19 protein-coding genes and 2 pseudogenes are annotated in these 23120 nt (G+C 72.0%); 5 read left to right on the top strand and 16 right to left on the bottom strand.

Going from position 1 to position 23120, the window contains the following annotated elements:
* Positions 1-40 precede the first annotated feature (40 nt).
* Both ACFY9I_RS34070 and ACFY9I_RS34065 read left to right on the top strand, forming a co-directional pair.
* A complete protein-coding gene (locus tag ACFY9I_RS34070; protein WP_391008935.1) occupies positions 41-673 on the top strand; it encodes an ATP/GTP-binding protein in 633 nt (210 codons plus the stop codon).
* A gap of 45 nt (positions 674-718) precedes the next feature.
* A complete protein-coding gene (locus tag ACFY9I_RS34065; RefSeq protein WP_391008645.1) occupies positions 719-1954 on the top strand; it encodes a styrene monooxygenase/indole monooxygenase family protein in 1236 nt (411 codons plus the stop codon).
* On the opposite strand, the gene ACFY9I_RS34060 is transcribed toward ACFY9I_RS34065, so the two are convergent.
* From ACFY9I_RS34060 to ACFY9I_RS34045, 4 genes are all read right to left on the bottom strand, one after another.
* Positions 1903-2754 carry a hypothetical protein gene (locus tag ACFY9I_RS34060; protein ID WP_391008642.1) on the bottom strand — a complete coding sequence of 284 codons (852 nt, stop codon included), beginning with the start codon at positions 2752-2754 and terminating at the stop codon, positions 1903-1905. The two genes, ACFY9I_RS34065 and ACFY9I_RS34060, sit on opposite strands and share 52 nt — an antisense overlap.
* Before the next feature lie 103 nt (positions 2755-2857).
* Complete coding sequence (locus tag ACFY9I_RS34055; RefSeq protein WP_391008640.1) at positions 2858-3199, bottom strand: hypothetical protein; 342 nt, start codon at positions 3197-3199, stop codon at positions 2858-2860.
* Positions 3200-3209: 10 nt separating this feature from the next.
* On the bottom strand, positions 3210-3935 hold the full coding sequence (locus ACFY9I_RS34050; RefSeq protein WP_391008638.1) for a TetR family transcriptional regulator: 726 nt from the start codon (positions 3933-3935) through the stop codon (positions 3210-3212).
* A gap of 479 nt (positions 3936-4414) precedes the next feature.
* The gene (locus ACFY9I_RS34045; protein WP_391008636.1) at positions 4415-5371 is read right to left on the bottom strand and encodes a diiron oxygenase; all 957 of its coding nucleotides are present in this window, start codon (positions 5369-5371) and stop codon (positions 4415-4417) included.
* A gap of 123 nt (positions 5372-5494) precedes the next feature.
* Here ACFY9I_RS34045 and ACFY9I_RS34040 point away from each other — a divergent pair, with 123 nt between their 5' ends.
* Positions 5495-6340, top strand: a complete 846-nt coding sequence (locus ACFY9I_RS34040) for a hypothetical protein (protein WP_391008932.1) — start codon at positions 5495-5497, stop codon at positions 6338-6340.
* Here the strand turns inward: ACFY9I_RS34040 and ACFY9I_RS34035 are convergent.
* The 7 genes from ACFY9I_RS34035 to ACFY9I_RS34005 form a co-directional block, all read right to left on the bottom strand.
* Positions 6333-6815, bottom strand: a complete 483-nt coding sequence (locus ACFY9I_RS34035; protein WP_391008634.1) for a DUF3291 domain-containing protein — start codon at positions 6813-6815, stop codon at positions 6333-6335. The genes ACFY9I_RS34040 and ACFY9I_RS34035 overlap by 8 nt on opposite strands.
* A 147-nt stretch (positions 6816-6962) precedes the next feature.
* The gene (locus tag ACFY9I_RS34030; protein WP_391008632.1) at positions 6963-8441 is read right to left on the bottom strand and encodes a penicillin-binding transpeptidase domain-containing protein; all 1479 of its coding nucleotides are present in this window, start codon (positions 8439-8441) and stop codon (positions 6963-6965) included.
* Positions 8438-9868, bottom strand: coding sequence for an FtsW/RodA/SpoVE family cell cycle protein (locus ACFY9I_RS34025; protein ID WP_391008630.1), 1431 nt, complete (start codon positions 9866-9868; stop codon positions 8438-8440). Before ACFY9I_RS34025 ends, ACFY9I_RS34030 begins: the two co-directional genes overlap by 4 nt.
* A gap of 214 nt (positions 9869-10082) precedes the next feature.
* Positions 10083-10268, bottom strand: a complete 186-nt coding sequence (locus ACFY9I_RS34020) for a hypothetical protein (RefSeq protein WP_391008629.1) — start codon at positions 10266-10268, stop codon at positions 10083-10085.
* A gap of 137 nt (positions 10269-10405) precedes the next feature.
* Positions 10406-11659 carry an ATP-binding protein gene (locus ACFY9I_RS34015; RefSeq protein ID WP_391008627.1) on the bottom strand — a complete coding sequence of 418 codons (1254 nt, stop codon included), beginning with the start codon at positions 11657-11659 and terminating at the stop codon, positions 10406-10408.
* A gap of 11 nt (positions 11660-11670) precedes the next feature.
* A complete protein-coding gene (locus ACFY9I_RS34010; RefSeq protein WP_391008625.1) occupies positions 11671-12402 on the bottom strand; it encodes a hypothetical protein in 732 nt (243 codons plus the stop codon).
* A gap of 103 nt (positions 12403-12505) precedes the next feature.
* Positions 12506-13018: a dual specificity protein phosphatase family protein gene (locus tag ACFY9I_RS34005; RefSeq protein ID WP_391008623.1), complete on the bottom strand. Its 513-nt coding sequence runs from the start codon at positions 13016-13018 to the stop codon at positions 12506-12508.
* Positions 13019-13130: 112 nt separating this feature from the next.
* Between ACFY9I_RS34005 and ACFY9I_RS34000 the strand changes: the two genes are divergently transcribed.
* Positions 13131-13934 (top strand): NERD domain-containing protein, encoded by an 804-nt coding sequence (locus ACFY9I_RS34000; RefSeq protein WP_391008621.1) that lies wholly within the window; start codon positions 13131-13133, stop codon positions 13932-13934.
* A gap of 316 nt (positions 13935-14250) precedes the next feature.
* On the opposite strand, the gene ligD is transcribed toward ACFY9I_RS34000, so the two are convergent.
* The 3 genes and pseudogenes from ligD to ACFY9I_RS33985 all read right to left on the bottom strand — a co-directional run.
* Complete coding sequence (ligD, locus tag ACFY9I_RS33995) at positions 14251-15132, bottom strand: non-homologous end-joining DNA ligase (RefSeq protein ID WP_391008619.1); 882 nt, start codon at positions 15130-15132, stop codon at positions 14251-14253.
* Positions 15133-15289: 157 nt separating this feature from the next.
* On the bottom strand, positions 15290-17698 hold the full coding sequence (locus tag ACFY9I_RS33990; protein ID WP_391008617.1) for an ATP-binding cassette domain-containing protein: 2409 nt from the start codon (positions 17696-17698) through the stop codon (positions 15290-15292).
* A 198-nt stretch (positions 17699-17896) separates the two neighbouring features.
* Positions 17897-18070, bottom strand: a pseudogene (locus tag ACFY9I_RS33985) (VOC family protein); the annotation flags it as partial.
* A gap of 293 nt (positions 18071-18363) precedes the next feature.
* Between ACFY9I_RS33985 and ACFY9I_RS33980 the strand changes: the two are divergent.
* Positions 18364-19422 (top strand): Ku protein, encoded by a 1059-nt coding sequence (locus ACFY9I_RS33980; RefSeq protein WP_391008615.1) that lies wholly within the window; start codon positions 18364-18366, stop codon positions 19420-19422.
* 297 nt (positions 19423-19719) lie between these two features.
* Here the strand turns inward: ACFY9I_RS33980 and ACFY9I_RS33975 are convergent.
* Positions 19720-20970, bottom strand: a pseudogene (locus ACFY9I_RS33975) (beta-ketoacyl-[acyl-carrier-protein] synthase family protein); the annotation flags it as partial.
* 151 nt (positions 20971-21121) lie between these two features.
* The gene (locus ACFY9I_RS33970) at positions 21122-22438 is read right to left on the bottom strand and encodes a lysylphosphatidylglycerol synthase domain-containing protein (RefSeq protein ID WP_391008613.1); all 1317 of its coding nucleotides are present in this window, start codon (positions 22436-22438) and stop codon (positions 21122-21124) included.
* Positions 22439-23120: the final 682 nt, after the last annotated feature.

Here is a 23120-nt window from a genome sequence, read left to right as displayed (position 1 = left end):
CGACATCGACGTGGACGCCCCTCGTGCCGACGCCGGCGCCCTGTGCGCCGACGCGGCGGGGGCCTCGCCCGCGCCCGGGGCGGAACCCGAAGAAGAACTGAAACCCTGGCAGTCCGATCTGTCCCGGGCCCCCATCGCCACCAAGATCGTGGTGGCGGGCGGCTTCGGCGTCGGCAAGACCACCTTCGTCGGCGCGGTCTCCGAGATCACCCCCCTCAGGACCGAGGCGCTGATGACCGAGGCCAGCGCCGCCACGGACGACCTCTCCGCCACGCCGGACAAGCTGACCACCACCGTGGCCATGGACTACGGCCGCATCACCCTCGACGACGACCTCGTCCTCTACCTGTTCGGCACCCCCGGCCAGGAGCGGTTCTGGTTCATGTGGGACGACATGGTGCGCGGCGCGATCGGCGCGGTCGTCCTCGCCGACACCCGCCGCCTCGGCGACTGCTTCCCCGCGCTCGACTACTTCGAGAGCTGCGGACTTCCCTATGTCGTCGCGGTCAACGAGTTCGACGGCAGCGTGCGGTTCGACCCCGAGGACGTACGGGACGCGCTGACGGTGCCCGCGCATGTACCCGTCATGCTCATGGACGCGCGCAGCAGGGTCTCGGCGATGGAGACCCTGCTGGCGCTGTGCGCCCACGCGATATCCGTCAGCCCCGAGTAGTCCCTGCCTGCGGGACGACACGGACGAACCAGGAGACCTGTCCGAATGCGGAAGATACTCGTCGTCGGAGCCGGTCAGTCCGGGCTGCACCTGGCCCTCGGACTGCAGTCGCACGGGTACGAGGTCACACTGATGTCCAACCGGACCCCGGACGAGATACGCGCCGGCCGCATCATGTCCACCCAGTGCATGTTCGACTCGGCACTGCGCCACGAGCGCGAACTGGAACTGAACTTCTGGGAGTCCCAGGCACCGAGGATCGAGGGCGTCGGGGTCTCCGTCGTCGGCCCGGACGGGCAGCGCGCCGTCGACTGGGTCGGCCGCCTGCGCGGGTACGCCCAGGCCGTGGACCAGCGCGTGAAGATGGCCGGCTGGATGGAGACCTTCGCCCGGCGGGGCGGCCAACTGGTCATCCACGGCGCCGCCGTCTCCGACCTCGACTACTTCTCCCGTGTCTACGACCTCGTGCTCGTCACCGCCGGGAAGGGCGAGCTGGTGCGCATGTTCCGCCGCGACGCCGCCCGCTCCCCCCACACCGAGCCGCAGCGCGCGCTCGCCGCCGTGTACGTCCACGGCGTGCGCCCGCGCCCCGAGCACCCGGACTTCGACGCGGCCCGCTGCAACCTGGTGCCCGGCCTCGGTGAACTCATCGTCCAGCCGGTCCTCACCACCTCCGGCCGCGCCGACGCCCTGTTCTGGCTGGGCCTGCCCGGTGGTCCGCTCGATGTCTTCGAGGGCGTCCGCAATGCCGAGGACCAGCTCGCGCTGACCCTGGAACTGATGCGGCGGTACACCCCCTGGGAGTACGCGCGGGCCGCCGAGGCCGAGGCGACCGACCCGGGCGCCGCGTTGGTCGGCCGCTACACACCGGTCGTCCGGCACCCCGTCGCGCGGCTGCCCGGTGGCCGTCCCGTGCTGGGCGCCGGGGACGTGGTCGTCGCCAACGACCCGCTCACCGGACAAGGGGCGAACTCGGCGACCAAGTGCGCGGCCGTCTACCTCACCGCGATCCTCGACCACGGCGACGCGGAGTTCGACGAGGCGTGGATGCGGCGGACCTTCGAGCGGTTCTGGCGGATCGCCGGGCCGGTCACCAAGTGGACCAACACGATGCTGGCTCCGCCGGCCGAGCATGTGCTGGGGCTGGTCGGGGCGGCGGAGGGGCTGCCGGTGGTGGCGGATCGATTCGCCAACGGGTTCGACGACCCGTCGGACTTCGAGAGCTACTTCTACGAGGCGGAGAAGACCCGGGCGTATCTCTCGGAGGTTGCCGGGGGCTGAGGACTCGAGGGCTTCGGCGGGGCGACCTTTCCGAGCCCTGCCCCGCCCGTCGTGCTCTTCTCCCACTTCTCGACGGCGGTGAGCTGTCGGGGGGTGAGGGCGGCGAGGATGTCCTCGATCTCGTCCAGGCGGTCACGTACGTCGTTGTGTTCCCTCTTGCGGCGCTCGGCCAGGGTGAGCTGGCGGTCCAGGGCGACGCGGGCCCTGCGGGCGAGTGCGTCGGTGTCCTGCTCGGTGCCGACCATCCGCTCGACCGTCCGGGCGCGTTCCCGTGCGACCTGGTCGATCACATGACCCTGTTCCAGCGCCCGGTGCGGGTCGCGGGCCATGAGGAGGCGTACGTACGGGGAGAGGGCGGTGCTGCTGTTCTGGTACTGCTGCCGGGCCAGTTGGCCGGCCGCTCCCCGGCTGTGGTGCAACGAGAGCCTGGCCACCGCCAGCCGCTGATCGAGCGTGGCCACCTTGCCCCGCTGCTTCGCCAGCTCCTCGTCGGTCGCGGTGAACGCCTCGGCGGCCTGCTCCGCCTCACGGTGGAGCCGCTGGAGGTCGGCGAGGAGGCGAGCGAGCGAGCGGGTGCCGGAGGAGGAAGCCTCAGGGCCGGTGCCGGTGCCGGTGCCGGTGTCGGTGTTCGCGTCCTCGGTGGTGTTCGCGTCCCCGGCGGTGGCCGCGTCCGCGCTCTCGTCGGCCGCTGGAGGTCCCGGTGCCGCCACTGCGGGGGCGAGGGGCATGCCGAGGAGGGCGCCGGCGGTGAGCGCCGTGAGCGTTGCCGTCCCTACCAGGCGTCGAAGCCTTCCTGACACGTCATCACCTCCGGTGCGGAGGTGGGCCTTCCACCTCGCATCGGCAGGATGGGGGGCGTGCGGGGCAGGCGCGCGCCGGGTGAACCGTTCGGCGCCCGGGGGGTCACTCGTCGGTGGGGCGCGGCCTCGCGGGCGGCGTGGCGGATTGCCCGTCCGGGGCGTCCGGGGTCTCGGCGCCGGCGGACTCGCCCGGCTTCGACCAGGGCCACCTCGGGCGGCGGGCGGGGTCCGCGTCGGGGGCGTACTCGTACTTCCAGAGCTGGTGCAGGAAGCCGCCCCGGCCGGCGTCGACCCGGCGGTAGACGAGGACGGTCGGGGGGCCGCCGGCCGCGTCGGGCACGGGGACCCGGTACGTCTTCGGGGGGTGGCCGGTGATGCCGAGCAGTACGGGCAGGACGCGCCCGTCGAGGGGGCCGCCCACGAAGGGGGTGTCTTGGCTCTTCACCGGACCAGTGTCACAGCAGGTGACCGGCGTCGCCGACGAGGGGGAGGACGCGGCGGGCCAGGGCGCCCACGGCGCCGTCGGAGGTCTCGATGGCGAGGGCGTGCCGGACGACGGCCGCCGTCTGCGGGTCGCGGCCGGCGGTGGCCGTGAGGCAGGCGACGAACTGGTCCACGAGCCAGTCCCGAAGTTCGCCGACGTCCGGCCGCTTTCCCTCGTCGAGCCAGATGAGGGAGGCGGCCTCGACGGAGGTGATCCACATACGGACGGTCATCCGCAGCGGGAGACCGGGCTCGGCCACCTCCAGGTGTCGGAGGATGTGGTCGGCGGCGGCCCGCCGGACCCCGTCCACGATGGCCGTCGCCCGAGAGGTCTCCACGACGCTGCCGCCCTGGAGGAGGGCGCTGAAGCCGGCGTCGTGTCCGTCGACGAAGGTCAGATAGCGGTCGAGGGCGCGGGTCAGCCGGCTGGTGAGGGGGCCTTCGGCCGGCTCGTCGAAGCAGTGCTCCAGATCCTCGGCGGCCGAGCGCAGGGCCGCCTCGTAGAGCTGCTGCTTGCCGCCGGGGAAGTAGCGGTAGACGAGGGGGCGGGAGACCCCGGCCGCCTCCGCCACGTCGTCGAGGGAGACGTCCTCCGGCGCGTTGTGCGCGAACAGCTCCAGCGCCGCGTCCAGCAACTGGCTGCGCCGTTCTTCCACACTCAGTCGACGGTACGCGCGGGTGGGGGCCTCGGACGTCATACCTCGCAGCGTACGGGCTGCGCCGCTGGGCCGGGTGCCTGGTGGCTCGGGGGTGCGTGTGGTCTGGCGGGTGCGGGTGGTCTGTGGTTGCTCGCGCATTTCCCCGCGCCCCTGAAAGACCGGGGCGTGCGCCCTTGAAAGGCCGGGCGTTGCGGGTCTGGTGGAGACGGTTCTGTGGGCTGGGGTGTGTGGGTGGGTGCGGGTACGTCGTGGCTGGTCGCGCAGTTCCCCGCGCCCCTGAAAGGCACGGTCGCTGGCCCTTGAGAGACCGGGGCGTGCGCCCCTGAAAGACACGGTCGCGCGCCCTTGAGAGACCGGGTCCCGCGCCTCTGAAAAGCCGGGGCTGCGCCCCGCGCTTTTCGGCCCGGCCCGCAGGGCCGTGTCTTCAAGGGCGCGGGGAACTGCGCGAGCAACCACAGACCACCCGCACCCGCCGACGCACCGTACTCCCACCCCCCGACGCGCCCGGCCGGAAAGAACTACGCCAGCAACCCCGAGGACTTCCACATGCGGCGCCCGACCCCCTGGAGGACCCCGATGTCGTCCAGGAAGTCCGTCAGCCGCTTCGCACCGGTCTGCATGATGTCGCGGCGGTGGGCGCTGGCCCGTACCTGGGCGACGGCCTCCCGTCGGTCGAGGCCGACGTTCGAGTAGACCTCGGGATTGATGAAGGCGACGGAGAAGACGCGGGCGAACTCACCGGAGCTGACCCGGGTGAAGCTCCGCGACCAGCGGGGCGCGGTCACCATCTGGCGTCGCAACTCCTCGCGGGCGTACCGCACGTGCCGGGCCTCCTCGACGACATGGATGCGGGTGACGCCCCGGACGAGCGGCTGCACCCGCTCGTCCGGGAAGGTGAGCCGCTGCATCCAGTCGAGGATCTCCTCGCCGAGCAGGGTCGCGGTGAAGGAGCCGGGGGTCGTCGAGACCGTCTTGAAGACGCGGCCGAGGTTCTGGTGCAACCGGCTCACCGGGTAGTACGGGGTGTCGCCCTTGGCGATCAGCCGGGCGAACATCCTCGAGTGCCGGCACTCGTCCTCGATCTCGGTGAGCGCGTAGCGGACGTGGGCGCTGGTCGCGGACTTGTCGTAGATGTGCCGCACGAGGAGCTGCATCAGGATGATCTCGAACCAGATGCCGAGGGAGGCCAGCGCCGCCGCCTCGTGCTGTGACAGGGCGATCCGCTGCTCCTGCGACATCCGCCGCCACATCGGCGTTCCGTAGAGGGACACCAGCTCCGGCGGCCAGAACCACTTGCCCCCCTCGAAGGGCGCGTCCCAGTCCAACTCCTTGTCCGGGTCGAAGGAGTGCTTCGCCGAGGAGACGAGCAGCCGCTCGGCCACCTGCTCCCGGTCCTTGAGGACCCCGAGCGCGTCGCGGAGCACATCCGCCTCCGACACCGGGTTCGTCGAATCAACCGAGGTCACCGTAGTCATGGCGTCGCAGCTCCTCGTACGGAAGTTCAGGGAGTTACCAGCGGTCACCGCTTATGAGACTACTTGTCAGCAAGGTCGTCAATCCCTCGCGCACCACTTGTGCAGTAGCGTGCTGGCGTGTCCATGCCTCCACCGCCCCAGCAGCCCCAGCCCTTGCCCCAGCCCCCGTACCCGTATCCGTACGGCCAACAGCCGCCGCAGCCGGGTCCCTACGGGCAGCCGTACCCGCAGCAGCCGCCCCAGGGGCAGCCGCAGGGACCGTACGGCCGGCAGCCCGCCCCTCCGTACGGGCAGCCCGGTCCCGCAGGGTGGCCGCCGCCTCCGCCACCGCCCAAGAACAACGGTGTGAAGATCGCCCTCGGCGTCGTGGGCGGGGTCGTCGGCCTGATCGTGGTGGGCGTGGTGGGGCTCGGCGTCATCGGGTTCAAGAACGAGCAGAGCTTCCCCGAGGCCGAGTACAGGCTGACGCTGCCCGAAACCCTGCTCGACGGCGAGTACCGGCTGGACCAGGACCTCTCCGATTCCGAGGGGCAGGAACTGGAGAAGGAGGCGGAAGGCGCCTGGGACGCGCGGGACATCAAGGCCGTGATCGGCCAGTACGGCTCGGGGGACGACATCTCCGTCCTGGCAGTCTCGGGGATGTACGGCCGGTTCAAGAACGCCGAGGACGCCCGCGAGCGGATGCTGGAGGGGGCGGCCGAGTCGGACGGCGCGACCGTGGCCGTGCAGCCCGAGGACTTCACCCCGTCCGGCTCGGACACCACGCTCACCTGTCAGGTCGGTGTCATGGAGGAGGCGGGCACCGAGGCCACCGTGCCGATGTGCAGTTGGGCCGACGGGAACACCGGTGCGATCGTCCTGGAGATCACCGCCGATTCGCTGACGCAGAAGCCGTCCGACGTGGACCTGGAGGCCTTCGCCGAGCGCGTTCACCAGGTCCGCTCCGAGGTGCGCCGGCCGATCAGCTGACGGCGTCGAGGAGGGGTTCCGCCGGGCCGGCCGGGAACGAGGTGCGCAGGGTGAAGGCGTACGGGGTCGGGCCGTGTGCGCGCAGGTGGAGGAGCCGCTCCTCCGCCTCGGCAACGGTGGGGCGGTGGCCGGCGGGGACCCACCACAGGGCGGTCGCCGCCTCGGCCAGGCGCTCGAACCACTCCCGCCGTCGGGACAGCAGCTCCCGGTGCTGCCCCTGGTACATGAACGCGGTCAGGGCGTCGGTGTCCCGCCATACCGACATGTTGATGATCAGCCACTCGTCACCGAGGACGGGGATGTCCGTCGCATTGCCGGAGTCGCTCTGGAGGCGCCAGACGAAGCCGGCGGATCGGTCCGCGACCGCGTTCACCGGGGCGAGGGCGTCCACGAAGTCCCTCAACTGCGGGGACTCCAGCGGGGCTTTGAGGCGGGAGATGTTGACCTGGGCGAGTTCGTACGTGGTGGGAGTCATGACCGAACGGTAGGCAGAACGGGTTCGGGGGTACACCGCTTATCTCGGCTGGTGGTCATGGTGCGTACGGCGCGCGCCGGCGCGCGCCGGTGCAGGCCGGTCGCGTCCGCGTGGCGCAGCCGCAGCGCGTTACAGCCCCGAGCCCCTTCAGGGGCGCTGCCCCCGGGCGGCGGTTTTCAGCACCGTTTTCATCACCTCCCTCGCGATCGGGGCCGCGTCGCCGCCCCCGCTGATGTCGCCCCGCACCGACTCCGCGTCCTCGACCACCACCGCCACGGCCACCTCGGGTTCGCGCGCGCCGTCGGACTGGGCCCAGCCGATGAACCAGGCGTAGGGGGTGCCGGAGTTGCCGATGCCGTGCTGGGCGGTGCCGGTCTTGCCGCCGACGGTCGCGCGGCGCAGGGCGGCGTTGGCGCCGGTGCCGTGCTCGACGACGCCGCGCATCAGGTCGCGCAGGCGCCTCGCGGTGGTCGGGGTCATGACCTGGCGGAGGGGGCGGGCGCGGGTGGTGGCGACCGTGCGGCCGGTGGCCGTGGTGGTGCGCTCGACGAGGTACGGGGAGCGGACCGAACCCCCGTTGGCGACTGCGGCCGTGACGAGCGCCATCTGCAGCGGGGTGGCCCGGGTGTCGTACTGGCCGATGGAGGACAGGGCGAGCTGGGCCCGGTCCATCCGGGTGTCGAAGCTGCTGGGGGCGACGGAGAACGGGATCCGCAGGTCCGGGTCGTTGAAGCCGAAGGCGCGGGCCGTCTTTGTCATGGCGTCGAGGCCGACGTCCACTCCCAGCTTGGCGAAGACCGTGTTGCAGGACCACTCGAAGGCGTAACGCAGGGAGGCGTTCTCGCAGCCCTCGACCTCGTTGGCGAGGGAGGTCGTGGTGCCGGGCAGGGTGTACGGGGCGGGCGAGCGGGTGCGGGCGTCGAGGTCGTCGATCACCCCGGCGTCCAGCGCGGCCGCGGCCGTCACCACCTTGAACGTCGAACCCGGCGGATACGTCTGTCGCACCGCCCGGTTGAGCATCGGCTTGCTCTCGTCCCCGTTCAGCCGCGCCCACGCCTCCGCCGCCGAGGGGCCGTTGCCGGAGAGCGCTCCGGGGTCGTACGACGGCCGGGAGACCAGCGCCAGGACGCGTCCGGTGGCCGGTTCGAGCGCGGCGACCGCGCCCCGGCGGGCGCCGAGCCCCTCGTAGGCGGCGCGTTGGGCGGCCGCCCGGAGCGTGGTGACGACCTCGCCGCCCGTGTTCCGGTCGCGGGTGACGTCGTTCCACAGGGGGAGGAAGGACAGCAGCGGGTCGCTGCCGTCGAGGACGGGGTCCTCCGTGTGCTCCAGGAACGTCGTCCCGTACACCTGCGAGGCGAAGCCCGTGACGGGCGCGTACAACGGCCCGTCCCTGTACGTCCGTTCGAAGCGGAGCTGCTCGCCCGTGTCCTTCGAGCCGGTGACCGGTTCTCCCTCGACCATGATGTTCCCGCGTGGCTGGCCCCAACGGGCGATCGACGGGCGGCGGTTGGCGGGATTGTCGTCGTACGCCCGCGACTGGAGGACCTGGACGCGGGTGGCGTTCACCAGGAGGGCGATCAGCAACAGGGCGCACAGGGCGGCTGCACGGCGGATGTACTTGGTCACGCGCCCCTCCCGCGGGCGGAGCCTCTCGCGAGGGTCGTGCCCCTGTCCTCGGGGCCGTCGAAGCGGTCGTACTGTCTGCGGGCCGAGTCGCTGAGCCGCATCAGCAGGGCCACGATGATCCAGTTGGTGACCACGGAGGAGCCGCCCTGGGCGAGAAAGGGCATCGCCATGCCGGTGAGCGGGATGAGGCCGGTGACGCCGCCGGCGATGACGAAGACCTGGAGGGCCACGATCGAGGCGAGGCCCGTGGCCAGCAGTCGGCCGAAGGGGTCGCGCAGCGCGAGGCCGGTGCGGTAACCGCGCTCCACCAGCAGCGCGTAGAGCAGGAAGATCGCGGCGAGGCCGGCGAGGCCCAGCTCCTCACCCGCCGTGGCCAGGATGAAGTCCGACTTGGCGGCGAAGCCGATCAGGGTGGAGTGGCCGAGCCCGAGACCGGTGCCGAGCAGCCCCCCGGCGGCGAACGCGAAGAGGGACTGGGCGAGTTGGCCCGCACCTCGGCCCGCCTCGATCGACGCGAACGGATGCAGCCAGTCCTCGACCCGGCTGTGCACATGCGGTTCCAGCCAGCCGACGGCCACCGCGCCCACACACGCCAGCAGCAGCCCCACCGCGATCCAGCCGGTGCGCCCCGTGGCGACGTACAGCATGATCACGAACAGGCCGAAGAACAGCAGCGAGGTGCCCAGGTCCCGTTCCAGGACCAGAACGCCGACGCTCAGCAGCCAGATGGTGACGATCGGGCCGAGCACACGCCCGGTGGGCAGTTGCAGACGCTTGAACCGCCAGATCCGGCGCCCGGCGTACGCCAGCGCGTTGCGGTTCGCCGCGAGATAGCTCGCGAAGAACAGCGCGAGCAGCACCTTCGCGAACTCGCCCGGCTGGAGGGAGAACCCGGCGATCCGCACCCAGATCCGGGCCCCGTTGACCGGCGGGAACAGGATCGGCAGGGCCAGCAGTCCGAGGGCTGCCACCACCGAGACGTACGCGTAGCGCTGGAGCACCCGGTGATCGCGCAGCAGGGCCACGACCGTGATGAACAGCGCCACCCCGAGCGTGGACCAGTTCAGCTGCGCGGGTGCCGCCAGGTCGGCCGGTGTCTCCAGGTCGAGCCGGTGGATCAGCACCAGGCCCAGGCCGTTCAGCAGCACCGCGATCGGCAGCAGCAGCGGATCGGCGTACGGCGCCCGCAGTCGCACCACCAGATGGGCCAGCAGCGCGAGCACGCCGAGCCCGGCGCCGTAGTCGGCGGCGCCGGGCGGGACGGTGCCGTTCTTCGCCATACCGACGGCGCAGTAGCCGTACACGGAGAGCAGGACGGCCGCGACGGTGAGGGTGAACTCGACGCCTCGGCGCCGGAGCAGGCGTACGGCGGGTGGGGACGGGTCCGAGGGATCCGCCGCCAGGGTCGGTCCGGCCTTGGTGGTCATGCCCGGAACTTACCCAAAAGGGATGCTTTGCGTGGTTTGCCGCTCAGCTCGGCACGGGCGTGGCGTCGCCCAGGCCACGATGGAGCGAGCCGGCCCCCGCGCCCAGGTGTCGTCGGTGAGCGGGTATCACCGCTGGTTGCCGTCGGCGGTCTGGCCCCGGGGCCGGCAGTGGATGCCGACGTGTTCGCCGCACCTCGCGACCCGAACCACCTCGCTACCGCGCATCGGCGCTGCGCAGGACCGGACCGTCGGGGGCGGTGACCTCGCCGGTGACCACGTTCATGCTCTCTCCGGGGGCCTCCCGGTCGGCGCCGAGCGCGGGATTCGTGGCCGCGAAGGCCAGAAGGGCGCCACCGGCAGCGGCTATGCCGAACCGCATGAGCAGACTCCGCAGGGACATTGATGCTCCTCCATAAGGGGTCGAACCTGACTATTCGCCACAGTAGGAGGAGGGAGCAGGGGGCGCCTTCTGCGATGGGCCATCGGGGAAGGCGCCCCCTGCGGGCGCGGCCCTCGACGGGTAGGGGGACCGTGTGGTCAGCTCCCGTCGCCCCGCAGCCGCAGAACGGCCGACGCGCCTCCGTCGGCGGCGTTCTCGAATTCCAGCCGCGCCCCCAACACCTCCGCCTGCCCCACGGCGATGGTCAGCCCGAGCCCATGCCCCTTGGTGGAACCCTCGGTCCGAAACCTCTGCGGCCCCTCGGCCACGAGATAGTCCGGAAACCCGTTCCCGTGATCCCGCACGCTCACCACGGCCCCCTCCACGGTCAGCACCACCGGAGGCCGCCCGTGCTTATGGGCGTTGGCCACCAGATTCCCCAACACCCGTTCCAGCCGCCGCCGGTCCGTCTCCACGAACGCGTCCTCGACCACCCGCACCTCGGTCTCGCCGCTCGCGTGCGCGGCCACCCGCTCCGCCAGCACCCCGAGCCGGATCGCGTCCAGTTCCACCCGCTCGCTCCCCGTGTCCAGCCGCGAGATCTCCAGCAGATCCTCGGTCAGCGTCCGCAACGCGGCGACCCGGTCCCGCACCATTTCCGTCGGTCGCCCCGCCGGCAGCAGTTCGGCCGCCGCGTGCAGCCCGGTCAGCGGGGTGCGCAGCTCGTGCGCGACGTCCGCGGTGAACCGCTGCTCGCTCATCAGCTTGCGCTGCAGCGTGGACGCCATGGTGTCCAGCGCGGCGGCCACCGCGGCCACCTCGTCGCGGTGCCGCGCCGGGTCCGTCGTCAGGGGGTCGCCGACCCGGGCGTCCAGGTCGCCCGCACTGATCCGCCGGGCCACCTGGGAGGTCGTGCGCAGCCGCCGGGTCACTCCGCCGACGCCGAGCGCGCCCACCGTCAGCGTCACCCCGATGGCCAGGGCCGAGGAGCCCAGGATGGCCCGGTCGAGGTTCTCGATCGTCGCCGCGCTCTGCGCGTAGTCGAGCTGTACGGCGAGGGCGCGGCCGTCGGCGGGGGCGGCCGCCCACATCGTGGGGTCGCCGTCGACGACGCCGACCATCGTGCCGCGCTGCCCGCTCACCGCCAGGTCGCGCAGCGACTCCGGCAGTTCTCGCGTGTCGATCCCGGACTGGGGTGGCAGCCGGCTCCCGGCCTCGTACGCCTTCACGGCCTCGTCGAGGCGGACGAGCGCGCGGGAACGGGCGTCGCTGACGGTGCGGTGGGTGACGGAGACATGGACGAGGGCGCCGAGCAGCGCGGCCAGCCCGCAGCACATGACGGTGATGAAGGCCAGTGCTTTCCAGATGAGCGAGGAGGTCCAGCGACGCAGGTCGAACCGTTTCCGCGACATTCTCACCGCGCTCACCCCGGGCTCGCCGACGACGAGGCGGAGGGGGCCGTGGCAGACGGCTTCGCCGGGCCGTCCACGCGCAGGATCTCGTCGCGGGTGACCAGCATCGCCCGCTGCTTCTCGTCCCAGCTCCACCGTGTGCGGTACTCGTAGCCGACGATCCCCGCGGGGGAGTGGATGATCACGGTACGGCCGGCCAGCTCGACCCCGAGCATCGCGTCGTCGTGGGCCAGCACCTGCACCAGCCGGTGCGCCCGGAACGTGTACATCCGCACCGCCGTCTGGTTGCCGGGCAGCAGCCGGAAGCCGAGCACCAGGTCGTCGCGCCCGTCACCGGTGAAATCCCGGTAGTAGGCCTTGAGGACGGGACACTCGGCGCGGTCACCGCCCTCGCCGCAGTCGGCCATGCGTGCGCTCGTCCCGCCGTACAGGGGCTCGGGCCCGGAGTACGTGTCGGGGTCCGCGGCGATCTCCGCGCGGACGACGGCCACCGGGTCCACCTTGTGGATGTCATCACCGGGGGCCTTGATTCCCCGTACGACCTCCTTCTCGGCCTCGCCGTAGTAGTTGGCGGGGGAAGAGGCGGGCGGCTCCCCGGGCCACAGCCGGGTCGGGCCGCTCGCGGTGCGTGTCGCGCCCGCGCTCACCAGGCCCCCGGCGTCGCCGCAGGCACCCAGCAGCAGCGTGGCGGCCAGGGCGGCCGAGACGCCGACGGCAGCGCGCGTGGGGCGGCTGGGGGACACGGGACTCCTGGGTGTGCGGGTACGGGGGAGGGCGGTCGTGGTCCCGTACACCCTATTCGAGCGGTGGATTCCTTCCCCTGACGCCCCGGCCTCCGGCCCCGCGCTACTCGGCCAGCTCCTCCAGGAACCGGACCGTCGGCAGTCCCGTGTGCAGGTACTCCACGAACAGCTCGTTGTGCAGCGCCCACGGCGAACGACGCGTGCGGATCAGCCGGATCGCCTCCTCGGCGGAGTGCCCGTCGCGGATCAGCGCGTGCGCCACGACCAGACCGGACCGGTTGTACCCGCTGTAGCAGCGGACGAGGACCCGCTTGCCGTCCTCCAGCGCGTCACACGCGGCCTGCGCCAGCCGCATCACACCCGCCAGTTGCGTACCGTCCAACGGTCCGTCCGGGATCGGCCACACATGGTGCTCGACGCCGTCGTCCGGCCCGTATCCCGGCAGCCGCAGCAGGGTCTGCACCAGATCGAACTCGTCCCGTACGACCGCGAGTGCGACGTCGCCGGTACCGGCCCGCCCCGAGAACTCGTGTCCGCCCATCCACAGGCCGGGCACGATCTCGCTCCACGGTTCGTCCGGAGCCGGAACACCGGGTCGCTTCCTGTCTGTCCGCAACGGCACCTCCCCCAGGCCGTGGGCCCCGACGACGGGTCGTCCCCACAAAGGTAGCCGGGTTCTTGCCGATGGAGCACCCCGCCTGGTCCCATGGTTCGTGGGGTGATGGCTCATGAGCGGACTGCGCGTCGTACCGGCCTGGCGTCACGGACTGGAACGCCTGTACGTGTGCCGGCCCGACGGGAGGAACATCGCCTGGTACGACCGTGAGGCGGGCCGGGTGAACCTCCTCAGCGAGGAGCTCGGACAGGACGTGCTCGCCGTCCTCCAGCCCTTCATCACCGGCCCGGTCACGGTGGGCCCGCCACCGGTGCCGAGCCCTGCCGAACTGGCCCGGCTGAGCCTGCACCCGGACGACGACCTCGCCCCGAACCGCCCCGGCGAGGCCCTGCTGATCGCCCTCGACCGCGACCCCGGACCACCGCGCCGGCTGCGCCCGGACCCGCGCCGCCGCGCCCTGGCCGCCGAGCAGACCGTCGGCGACGCGCTGGACCGGCTGGACGGCGCCGGCTGGCACACCCTGCACTCCGTGCCACTGCCCGGAGGCGACCGCGTCCACCACCTGGTCATCGGCCCCGGGGGCGTGTACTGCGTCCGCTCCCTCTACGCCCGCAGGCGGCGTGTCGTCGTCACCGACCCCATGGTCGCCGTCGGCCGGCACGAGCCCCGCGCGCTGCTGCGCGGGCTCCGGGCAGACGCCGACCGCGCGTCCTATGCCCTCACCGCCGAGGTCCGCCCCGTCCTGGCCCTCGCCGAACCGTCCGCGCTCGCTCTCACCACGCCCCCGCGGGAGGTCCGTGTCGTACGGGACGCGGATCTGTCGGAGCTCGCCCGTACGGGCGGGGTGCTGAAGCCGGCGGACGTGGAGGGGTTGCACGCGGTCGCTCGGGACCGACGGACGTGGACTCGGGTGTAGGGCGTCCCTCGGGTGCGGGTGTAGGGCGTCCCTTGGGTGCGGGTGCGGGTGCGGGTGCGGGTGCCGGTGCCCAGGTGCGGACGTGGGTGGGGGTGTCGCCCTTGGGGGCTGCGCGCCCGGACCCCCCTGTCGGCCTGCGGCCTCGTCCTCAAGCGCCGGACGGGTTGGAGGGGGCGGCGGGACGGGCCACGAAGGCCGACCGGGCTGCGGGGCTGAGGCGGGCTGTGGGGCTGTGGCGGCCGGCCAGTGAGGCGGTGGCGGGCCGCGGCCCCAGCCGGGCTGTCGGGGCTCATGGCCCGCGGAGCGCGGGGGCGGTTCACGGCAGTGCGTGAGCGGCGTCCGGGGCGAGGAGGGGGGCCAGGAGGTCGCCGTAGTCCTGGAGGCGGGGGGCGATGTCCTGGGCGCGGAAGGTCAGTTGGGCGGGGGAGCCGCACTCCTCGACCTCGGTCCAGGTCACCGGGGCGGACACCGTGGGCTCGGGGCGGGCACGCAGGGTGTAGGGCGTGGCCGTGGTCTTGCGGGCGGCGTTCTGGCTCCAGTCGACGAAGACCTTGCCCGGGCGCAGGCTGCGGGTCATCCGGTGGACGACCCGGCGGGGCATCGCCTTCTCGGCCTCGACGGCCAGCGCCTTGGCGTATTCGGTCACCCGCTCCGAGGAGGCCCCGCGCACCGCCGTCAGCAGATGCAGCCCCTTCGACCCGGACGTCTTCGCGTACGCCTCGATCCCGTCCGCCGCGAGCCGCTCCCGCAGCCAGCAGGCGACCTCGCAGCACTCGACGACCGTCGCGGGCGACCCCGGGTCCAGGTCGAACACCAGCCGGTCGGCGTCGTCGGAGGTGTGGACGGTCCACTGGGGGGTGTGGAACTCGGCGACCAGGTTCGAGGCCCACATCAGACTCGGCAGGTCCTGGAGCAGCACCATGCGGGCCGGGCCCTCCATCCGCCGTACCTCGGCGGTCGTGACCCACTCCGGTGTGCCGGGCGGCACGTTCTTGGTGAAGAACACCTGGCCGCCCGGCCCGTCCGGGTAACGGAGGAAGGAGACCGGGCGATCCCGCAGATGCGGCAGCAGGGCGTCCGCGCTCGTGGCGTAGTAGTGCAGCAGCTCGCCCTTGGTGAAGCCCGTCGCCGGGTGGAGGACCTTCTCCAGATTGGACAGGGCGACCCTGCGGCCCTCCACCTCGGTGATCGGAGTCATGGGAAGAGAGTCCCACGACCGCCGCGAGGATGCGTATGTAAGGGGCGAAAGTGGGGGAAAGGGAATGCTCCAGGCCCGGCAGTCACGCCTGAGGCCCCCGGCAGTCCCTTCCTCGGGCCCCTGACTATCCCTTCCCCAGGCCCCCGGCAGTCACTTCTCAGGCTCCGACATACGCCGCCAGGTGCTCGCCCGTGACCGTGGAGCGGGAGGCGACGAGGTCGGCGGGGGTGCCCTCGAAGACGATGCGGCCGCCGTCGTGGCCGGCGCCCGGACCGAGGTCGATGATCCAGTCGGCGTGCGCCATGACGGCCTGGTGGTGCTCGATGACGATGACCGACTTTCCGGCGTCGACGAGCCGGTCGAGCAGCCCGAGCAGTTGCTCGACATCGGCCAGGTGGAGCCCGGTGGTCGGCTCGTCGAGGACGTAGACGCCGCCCTTGTCGCCCATGTGGGTGGCCAGCTTCAGCCGCTGCCGCTCACCGCCGGAGAGCGTGGTCAGCGGCTGCCCGAGGGTGAGATAGCCGAGGCCGACGTCCGCCATCCGTTCCAGGATCTTGTGGGCCGCCGGGGTGCGCGCCTCACCGGCGCGGAAGAACTCCTCGGCCTCGGTCACCGACATCGCCAGCACCTCGCTGATGTCGCGGCCGCCGAAGCGGTACTCCAGCACCGACGTGTCGAACCGCTTGCCCTCGCACTCCTCGCAGGGGGTGGCGACGCTCTGCATGATCGCGAGGTCGGTGTAGATGACGCCGGCGCCGTTGCAGGTGGGGCAGGCGCCCTCGGAGTTGGCGCTGAACAGCGCCGGCTTCACGCCGTTGGCCTTGGCGAAGGCCTTGCGGATCGGGTCGGCCAGCCCGGTGTACGTCGCCGGGTTGCTGCGCCGGGAGCCGCGGATGGGAGTCTGGTCGACCGCCACCACACCCTCTGCCCCCGCTTGTCGGGGCATCGCGCCGTGCAGCAGCGAACTCTTGCCGGAGCCGGCGACACCGGTGACGACGGTGAGCACGCCGAGCGGGATGTCGACATCGACGTTCTGGAGGTTGTTCGCCGTGGCGCCCCGGATCGCGAGCGTGCCGGTCGGCTTGCGGACCGTCTCCTTCACGGCCGCCCGGTCGTCGAGATGACGCCCGGTGACGGTGTCGCTCGCCCGCAGCCCCTCCAGGGTCCCCTCGAAGCAGACGGTGCCGCCCGCCGTACCCGCACCAGGGCCCAGGTCGACGACATGGTCGGCGATGGCGATCGCCTCCGGCTTGTGCTCCACCACCAGCACGGTGTTGCCCTTGTCACGCAGCCGCAGCAGCAGGTTGTTCATCCGCTGGATGTCGTGCGGGTGCAGCCCGATGGTCGGCTCGTCGAAGACGTACGTGACGTCCGTGAGCGACGACCCGAGGTGGCGGATCATCTTGGTGCGCTGTGCCTCGCCGCCGGAGAGCGTGCCCGAGGCCCGGTCGAGCGAGAGATAGCCGAGCCCGATCTCCACGAACGAGTCGAGGGTGTGCTGGAGCTTGGCGAGCAGCGGCTTCACCGACGGCTCCTCGATGCCGCGGACCCACTCCGCCAGGTCCCGGATCTCCATCGCACAGGCGTCGGCGATGTTGACCTTGCCGATCCGTGAGGAGCGGGCCAGCTCGCTGAGCCGGGTGCCGTCGCAGTCGGGGCACTCGGCGAAGGTGACCGCCCGGTCCACGAAGGCCCGGATGTGCGGCTGCATCGACTCGCGGTCCTTGGACAGGAACGTCTTCTGGAGTTTCGGGATCAGTCCCTCGTAGGTGAGGTTGACGCCGTTGACCTTGACCTTGGTCGGCTCGCGGTAGAGGAAGTCGTGCCGTTCCTTCTTGGTGTACTCGCGGATCGGCTTCTCCTTGTCGAAGAACCCCGACTCGGCGATGATCCGTACGACCCACCCGTCCCCGGTGTACGTGGGGATGGTGAACGGGCCCTCGGAGAGCGACTTGGTGTCGTCGAACAGCTGGGTGAGGTCGATGTCGGAGACCTTGCCCCGGCCCTCGCAGTGCGTGCACATGCCGCCGGTGCGGCTGAAGGTCACCTTCTCGGTCCTGGTCTTGTCGGCACCCCGGTCGACCGTGAACCCGCCGCTCGCCGAGACCGAGGCGGTGTTGAAGGAGAACGCGCCGGGCGGCCCGATGTGCGGCTCGCCGAGCCGGCTGAAGAGGATGCGCAGCATCGCGTTGGCGTCGGTGGCGGTACCGACGGTGGAACGCGGGTCGGACCCCATCCGCTGCTGGTCCACGGTGATCGCGGTGGTCAGTCCGTCGAGCACGTCTACCTCGGGCCGCGCCAGGTTCGGCATGAAGCCTTGCAGGAAGGCGCTGTACGTCTCGTTGATCAGCCGCTGCGACTCGGCGGCGATAGTGTCGAACACCAGCGAGCTCTTGCCCGAGCCGGACACCCCGGTGAACACCGTCAGCCGGCGTTTCGGGATCTCGATGCTGACGTCCTTGAGGTTGTTCTCCCTCGCCCCGTGCACACGGATCAGATCATGACTGTCGGCGGGGTGCGGCCCGGGAGACTGCGCCTGCGCCGGCGCCCTCGTGGCCTTGGTCATCGTTCCTCCATCTGTCGGGCGGGGCCGCGTTTCGCGGTCCCCGCCGGCGTCGCCCGACCGGATCCGATCCGCTGGGAACACTACGTGCGGCTGTGCGTCTTCTGCGCGGTGACGACGGAGATCGTGTGTTCGTCATCTGATCCGCGTTGAGGGGGGTGTCCATGGGCCCCGTCCCGCCGGTCCCTCGGACCCCGAAGGTCAGACCTCGTGAACACGGATCAGGTTGCCCGCGGGATCACGCACGGCGAAGTCGCGCACACCGTACGGCTGCCTCGTCGGCTCCTGGACGATCACGGCCCCGGCGGCCTCCAGCCGCGCGAAGGTGCCGTCGAGGTCGGCGGTGGCGAGGAGGACACGGGCGTACACCCCCTTTGGCCATCAGTTCGACGCGTTGAAGATCCAGGTCCAGGTCCAGGTCCAGGTCCGTATCCAGGTCCATGCCCTTCACGCTAGGCGCGGCCGGGTCGCCCGCGCTTCTCGAATCCTGACCGGTACGGCGAGGGGGGTGTCCTGCGGAAGCGGTGAGGCACCGGACGCTGCCGCGCCCGGTGGTCGACGGGCAGGTGTGATCGGTCGGAGTTACGGTGTGGGAAGCCCGGAGGGGGTGCTCGGGGGCGGTCGGGGGGCGGGGACGACATGCCCCACGGCTACGACCCGAAAGGTGCGTGCTGCTCGTGCGATCCATCTGGAACGGCGCCATCTCCTTCGGCCTGGTCAGCATCCCGATCAAGCTCGTGAACGCGACCGAGAGCCACTCCGTCTCCTTCCGCCAGATCCACCTGGAGGACGGCGGACGCATCCGTTACCGCAAGGTCTGTGAGCTGGAGGAGCGCGAGGTGACGCAGGGGGAGATCGGCAAGGCGTACGAGGACGCGGACGGCACGATGATCCCGATCACGGACGAGGACCTGTCGTCGCTGCCCATTCCGACGGCCAAGACCATCGAGATCGAGGGCTTTGTCCCGGCCGAGAGCGTCGACCCGCTCCAGGTGGACGCCGCGTACTACCTCGCGGCGAACGGCGTTCCCGCCGCCAAGCCGTACACCCTCCTGCGCGAGGCGCTCAAACGCAGCGGAAAGGTCGCCATCTGCAAGTTCGCCCTGCGGGGGCGCGAACGGCTGGGCATGCTCAGGGTGGTGGACGACGTCCTGGCCATGCACGGGCTGTTGTGGCCCGACGAGATCCGTACGACCGAGGGGGTCGCCCCGGACGCGAGCGTCACCGTCCGCGACAAGGAACTCGACCTGGCGGACGCCCTGATGGACACGCTCGGCGAGGTCGACTTCGAATCCCTCCACGACGACTATCGCGAGGCGGTCGAGGAACTCATCGCCGCGAAGGCCTCCGGCGAAGAGCCGCCCGCCGTCCCCTCCCCGGCCCCGGGCGGCAAGGTCCTCGACCTCATGGCCGCCCTGGAGAAGAGCGTCCGCGACGCCAAGGAGTCCCGGGGCGAGGACACCGCCGACATCACCCCCCTCGCGTCCCGTCCCACCCCCAAGGAACCCTCCGGCAAGAAGTCCACCACCACGACGAGGAAGACGGCCGCCGCCCCGAAGAAGTCGACGGCGAAGACGTCCCAGCCCGCGAAGAAGACCGCCGCCAAGAAGTCGGCCGCCAAGAAGACGACGGCAGCGAAGTCCGCGGAGGCCAAGTCCGCGGAGGCCAAGTCGACAGCCAAGAAGACCCCCGCGAAGAAGACAGCCACCCGCAAACGCTCCGCGTGACCCCGACCGGCTGGACGATCGTGCGGCCGGGCTATGGGCGTGCGGCTGGGGCAGGGCGGACGGCGACCGCCTGCGTGCCCGCTGTGCCCGCTGTGCCCGCTGCGCAGCCTATGCGCCGTAATACGCCGGTGTGCGCCGCCGGGCGGCGGTCGGCCGCGGAGCCGAGTCGGCCGGAGGGGCGACGGGGGCGTGGGGCCGGTGCCGCGGCAGGCAACGTTTGCCCGTCGCGACGCCCGGCACGCCGAGAGCACGCACCGGACGCCGCTCCTTGACCGGCGAACGTTGCCTGCCGCGGCACTAGACAGCGCGGCGGAGCGCGAGGACCGCGTTGTGGCCGCCGAAGCCGAAGGAGTTGGAGAGGGCGAGGTCACCGTCGGGAGGGAGGGGGCGTGGGGCGGTGGTGACGACGTCGAGGGTGATGGCGTGGTCCTGGTCGGCGCAGCCGAGGGTCGGCGGGATGAGGCCGTGGTGGAGAGTGAGGGCGGTGACCAGGGCCTCGACCGCCCCGGCCGCCCCCTGGAGATGCCCGAGGTTCCCCTTGAGCGCCGTCACCGGAACGCGGCGCCCCGACAGCACCTCGGCCAGCGCGTTCGCCTCGGCGAGGTCACCGTCGACCGTGGCGGTGGCGTGCGCGTTGACGTGGACCACATCGGCAGCCGATGCCGTCGCGTCCCGCAACGCCCGCCGCAGCGCGAGCGCGACCCCCGCCCCCGACGGATCCGGCGCCGCCAAGTGGTGCGCGTCGGCGGACAGGCCCCACCCCGCCGCCTCGCAGTAGACCCGGGCGCCCCGAGCCCTCGCGTGATCCTCGGCCTCCAACAGCAGGAACCCCGCCCCCTCCCCGTTCACGAACCCGTCCCGGTCCCTGGCGAAGGGGCGGGACGGGCTCTCCCCGTCGCCGCTCAGCCGGTGCCGCGACAGCGCCCGCATCGCCGCGAACGACGCCATGATCGCCGGGGTCACCACCGCCTCGGCCCCGCCCGCGAGCGCCACGTCCACCCGGCCGTACCGGATACGGTCGACGGCCTGTCCGATCGCCTCGGTACCGGAGGCGCACGCACTGGTCACGGTCCGAGCCTCCCCGGTGATGCCGAGGTCCAGCGAGACCTGCGACGCCGCCTGCGAGGGCACGCACATCGGCGTGGTGAGCGGCGAGACGCCACGCAGCCCCCGTTCCCGTAACCGCCGGTCCCCGGCCACGAGGACCGACGCGTCACCGAGGATCGCCCCGGTGGACACCCCGACCCGCTCCGGATCGAGACCGCTCTCCGCCGCACCGGCGACATCGAGGCCCCCGTCCCGCCACGCTTCCCGCGCCGCCAGTACGGCGAACCGCGCGGCCCGGTTCATACGCCGCGCCCGGGGCCGGGAAAGCAGGTCGGCGGGATCCACGGGCACCGTCCCCGCCACCCGCACGGGTAACTCCGCGAACTCCTCCCCCTCCAACTCCCGTATCCCACAACGCCTTTCGAGCAGCCCCTGCCACAACTCGCCCACCCCGACCCCGAGTGGCGTCACAGCCCCCAGCCCCGTGACGACCACCCGACGCCCCACCGAGTACGACATGAACCAGCCCCCAGCCACCCAGCCCCGCCCGACCCTCCGTCCCCCAAACGGTTCCCCGCTCAACTGCCCCCTGCACCCCGCTCGCCCACCCCACTCCCCACCCGCCGGCCCGCCCCACCCCTCGGCCCTGCGCTCAGAGCACCTTCGCCCGGACCAACGCCGACAGAACGAGCGTCCCCGGGAGGAGGGGGAGCCAGACGGTGAGGACGCGGTAGCCGATGACCGTCGTGGTGGCGAGGGCCGCCGGCGCGCCGAAGGCGACGAGGGTGAAGACGAGCGCCGCGTCCATGGGCCCGAGCCCGCCCGGCGCGGGCACCGCACCGGCGGCCGTACTGGCGACGAGATAGGCGAACAGCATCTGCGGCCAGGACAGCGGCAGCCCGAGCGACGACCCGACCGAGGCCACCACGGCTCCCTGGCACAGGGGGAAGGCCGCGGCCCCGCCCCACAGGGCGACCGCGCGAACGGGCCGGCTGTGCACGAGCCGGGTGTCCGTGAGGGCGGTGCGCAGCCCTCCGATCAGAGGCTGCCGCAGCGGTCGTACGGTCGTGATCAGCGTGACCACGGCGGCGAGACTGACGCCGGTGATCGCGCCGACGAGGGCGAGCGTCTCGCCCTTCGGGAGCAGTTCGGCCAGTTGCAGCGTGCCGGGGAAGGCGACGAGGAAGGCGAGGATCACCAGCGTCTTGGCGACCGGTTTGACCGCCGAGTACAGGGCGAGCGAGGAGGTGGCGCGGGGGAGGGAGATGCCCTGGCGCCGCAGAAAGCGCAGCACGACCGCGTGCGCCCCGATGTTGCCCGGTAGCGCGTGCCCGGCCGCCCCGGCGGCGAACTGCGTCGCCAGCAACTGACCCGGTGGCAGCCGCTCCGGCACCGCCCCCTGTCGTACGGACGCGGAGGCCACCGAGCACAGGCCCGTGAAGACGACCCCGGCCAGCAGCCATCGCCAGTCGGCCGACGCCAGCCGCAGGGCACCGCCGTGGACCGTACGCCAGTCGACGGCCGCCCACACCCCGAGCAGCACCAACGGCAGCAGGGCCAGGGCGAGGCGCAGACGGCTGGCGTTGCCGGGGGAGCGGGCGGGGAGAAGCGCCTGCAGCCGGGCGGGGAGGAACGCCGGGTAGCGGTTCCGACGGGTGGCGGACGCCTCCTCCTCGGAAGTCGGCTCCTGGCCGGTGAGGGGGATGGAGGCGGGGGCGGGGGCGGGCAGGGAGGCGGCCTCGGCGAAAGCCAGGGCGGTGTCACAGGCCCTGGTGAGGCCGGTACCCGGTGCGGGACAGGAAGGGTGAGTGCGGTCGGGGGCCGCGGTGAGACCGGCGGTGGAGGCCTGGCCCGGGACGTGGGTGAGGTCCGGGGGAGAGGCCTGGCCGGGTATCAGGGTGAGGGGGTCGGGGACCGGGGAAGGGGTGGGCCGCGAGGGGGGCGGCGCGTCGAGCGGGAGCGGAAACAAAGTGCACGTCGTCCTTCCGCGTCGCGTCGGTACGGCGGGGGACCGCACCGACGGAGGCAGGGCAAGTCAAGAACGAAGGGAACCCCAGGACCGTTCCCACCCCAAATGGATCCCCGGTATCCACCCCCCGAACTCCTGCCGCCGTCAGAACGACGACACCGCCTCCGAACAGCCGCTCTCCCGCAAAACCTCCCGAACTTCACCGTCCCCACATGAGACACAAGTCACCTCCACCACCGCCCCGCCTCGCCCTCGCTGCGGCTGCCGGGCGCGTCCGCGCCCACATCCGCGCCGAGGCCTTCGACCGGTGCGTGCCGGGGTGGCGGTTTCGGGTTCTGTGCATCTGCTCGGCGGTTTCCCCGGCCTGCGGCGGTGTGTGACTGGTGACTGTCTGGCGCGACCCGTCCGGGGCCCGCCCCGGCCCGGCTGGGTCGCGGGCGCGTCGTGGGGATCGGGCGTCGGTTGTGACGCCCCCGTCACGCAAGGTCTACGGTGAGAGGCCTGGCAGGCGAGGGGGTGGCGGTCGGCCGGGCCGCCCCCGACCGACCCCGACCACGGGATGGGAAAGCGCGGCGGCGGCAAGTAAACTCCCCGGCGGAAAAGATCAATTCGCCACATCCGTAAGGCCAGGTCACCCGATGCACGCGGCCCCGACTCACCCGACGCCCTGGTGACCCCTGAC

The organism is Streptomyces sp. NPDC012510 (assembly GCF_042955065.1).
Classification (GTDB): Bacteria; Actinomycetota; Actinomycetes; order Streptomycetales; family Streptomycetaceae; genus Streptomyces.
Note: the sequence above shows the minus strand (reverse complement) of the source record. Positions and strands in the feature narration are given on the sequence as shown.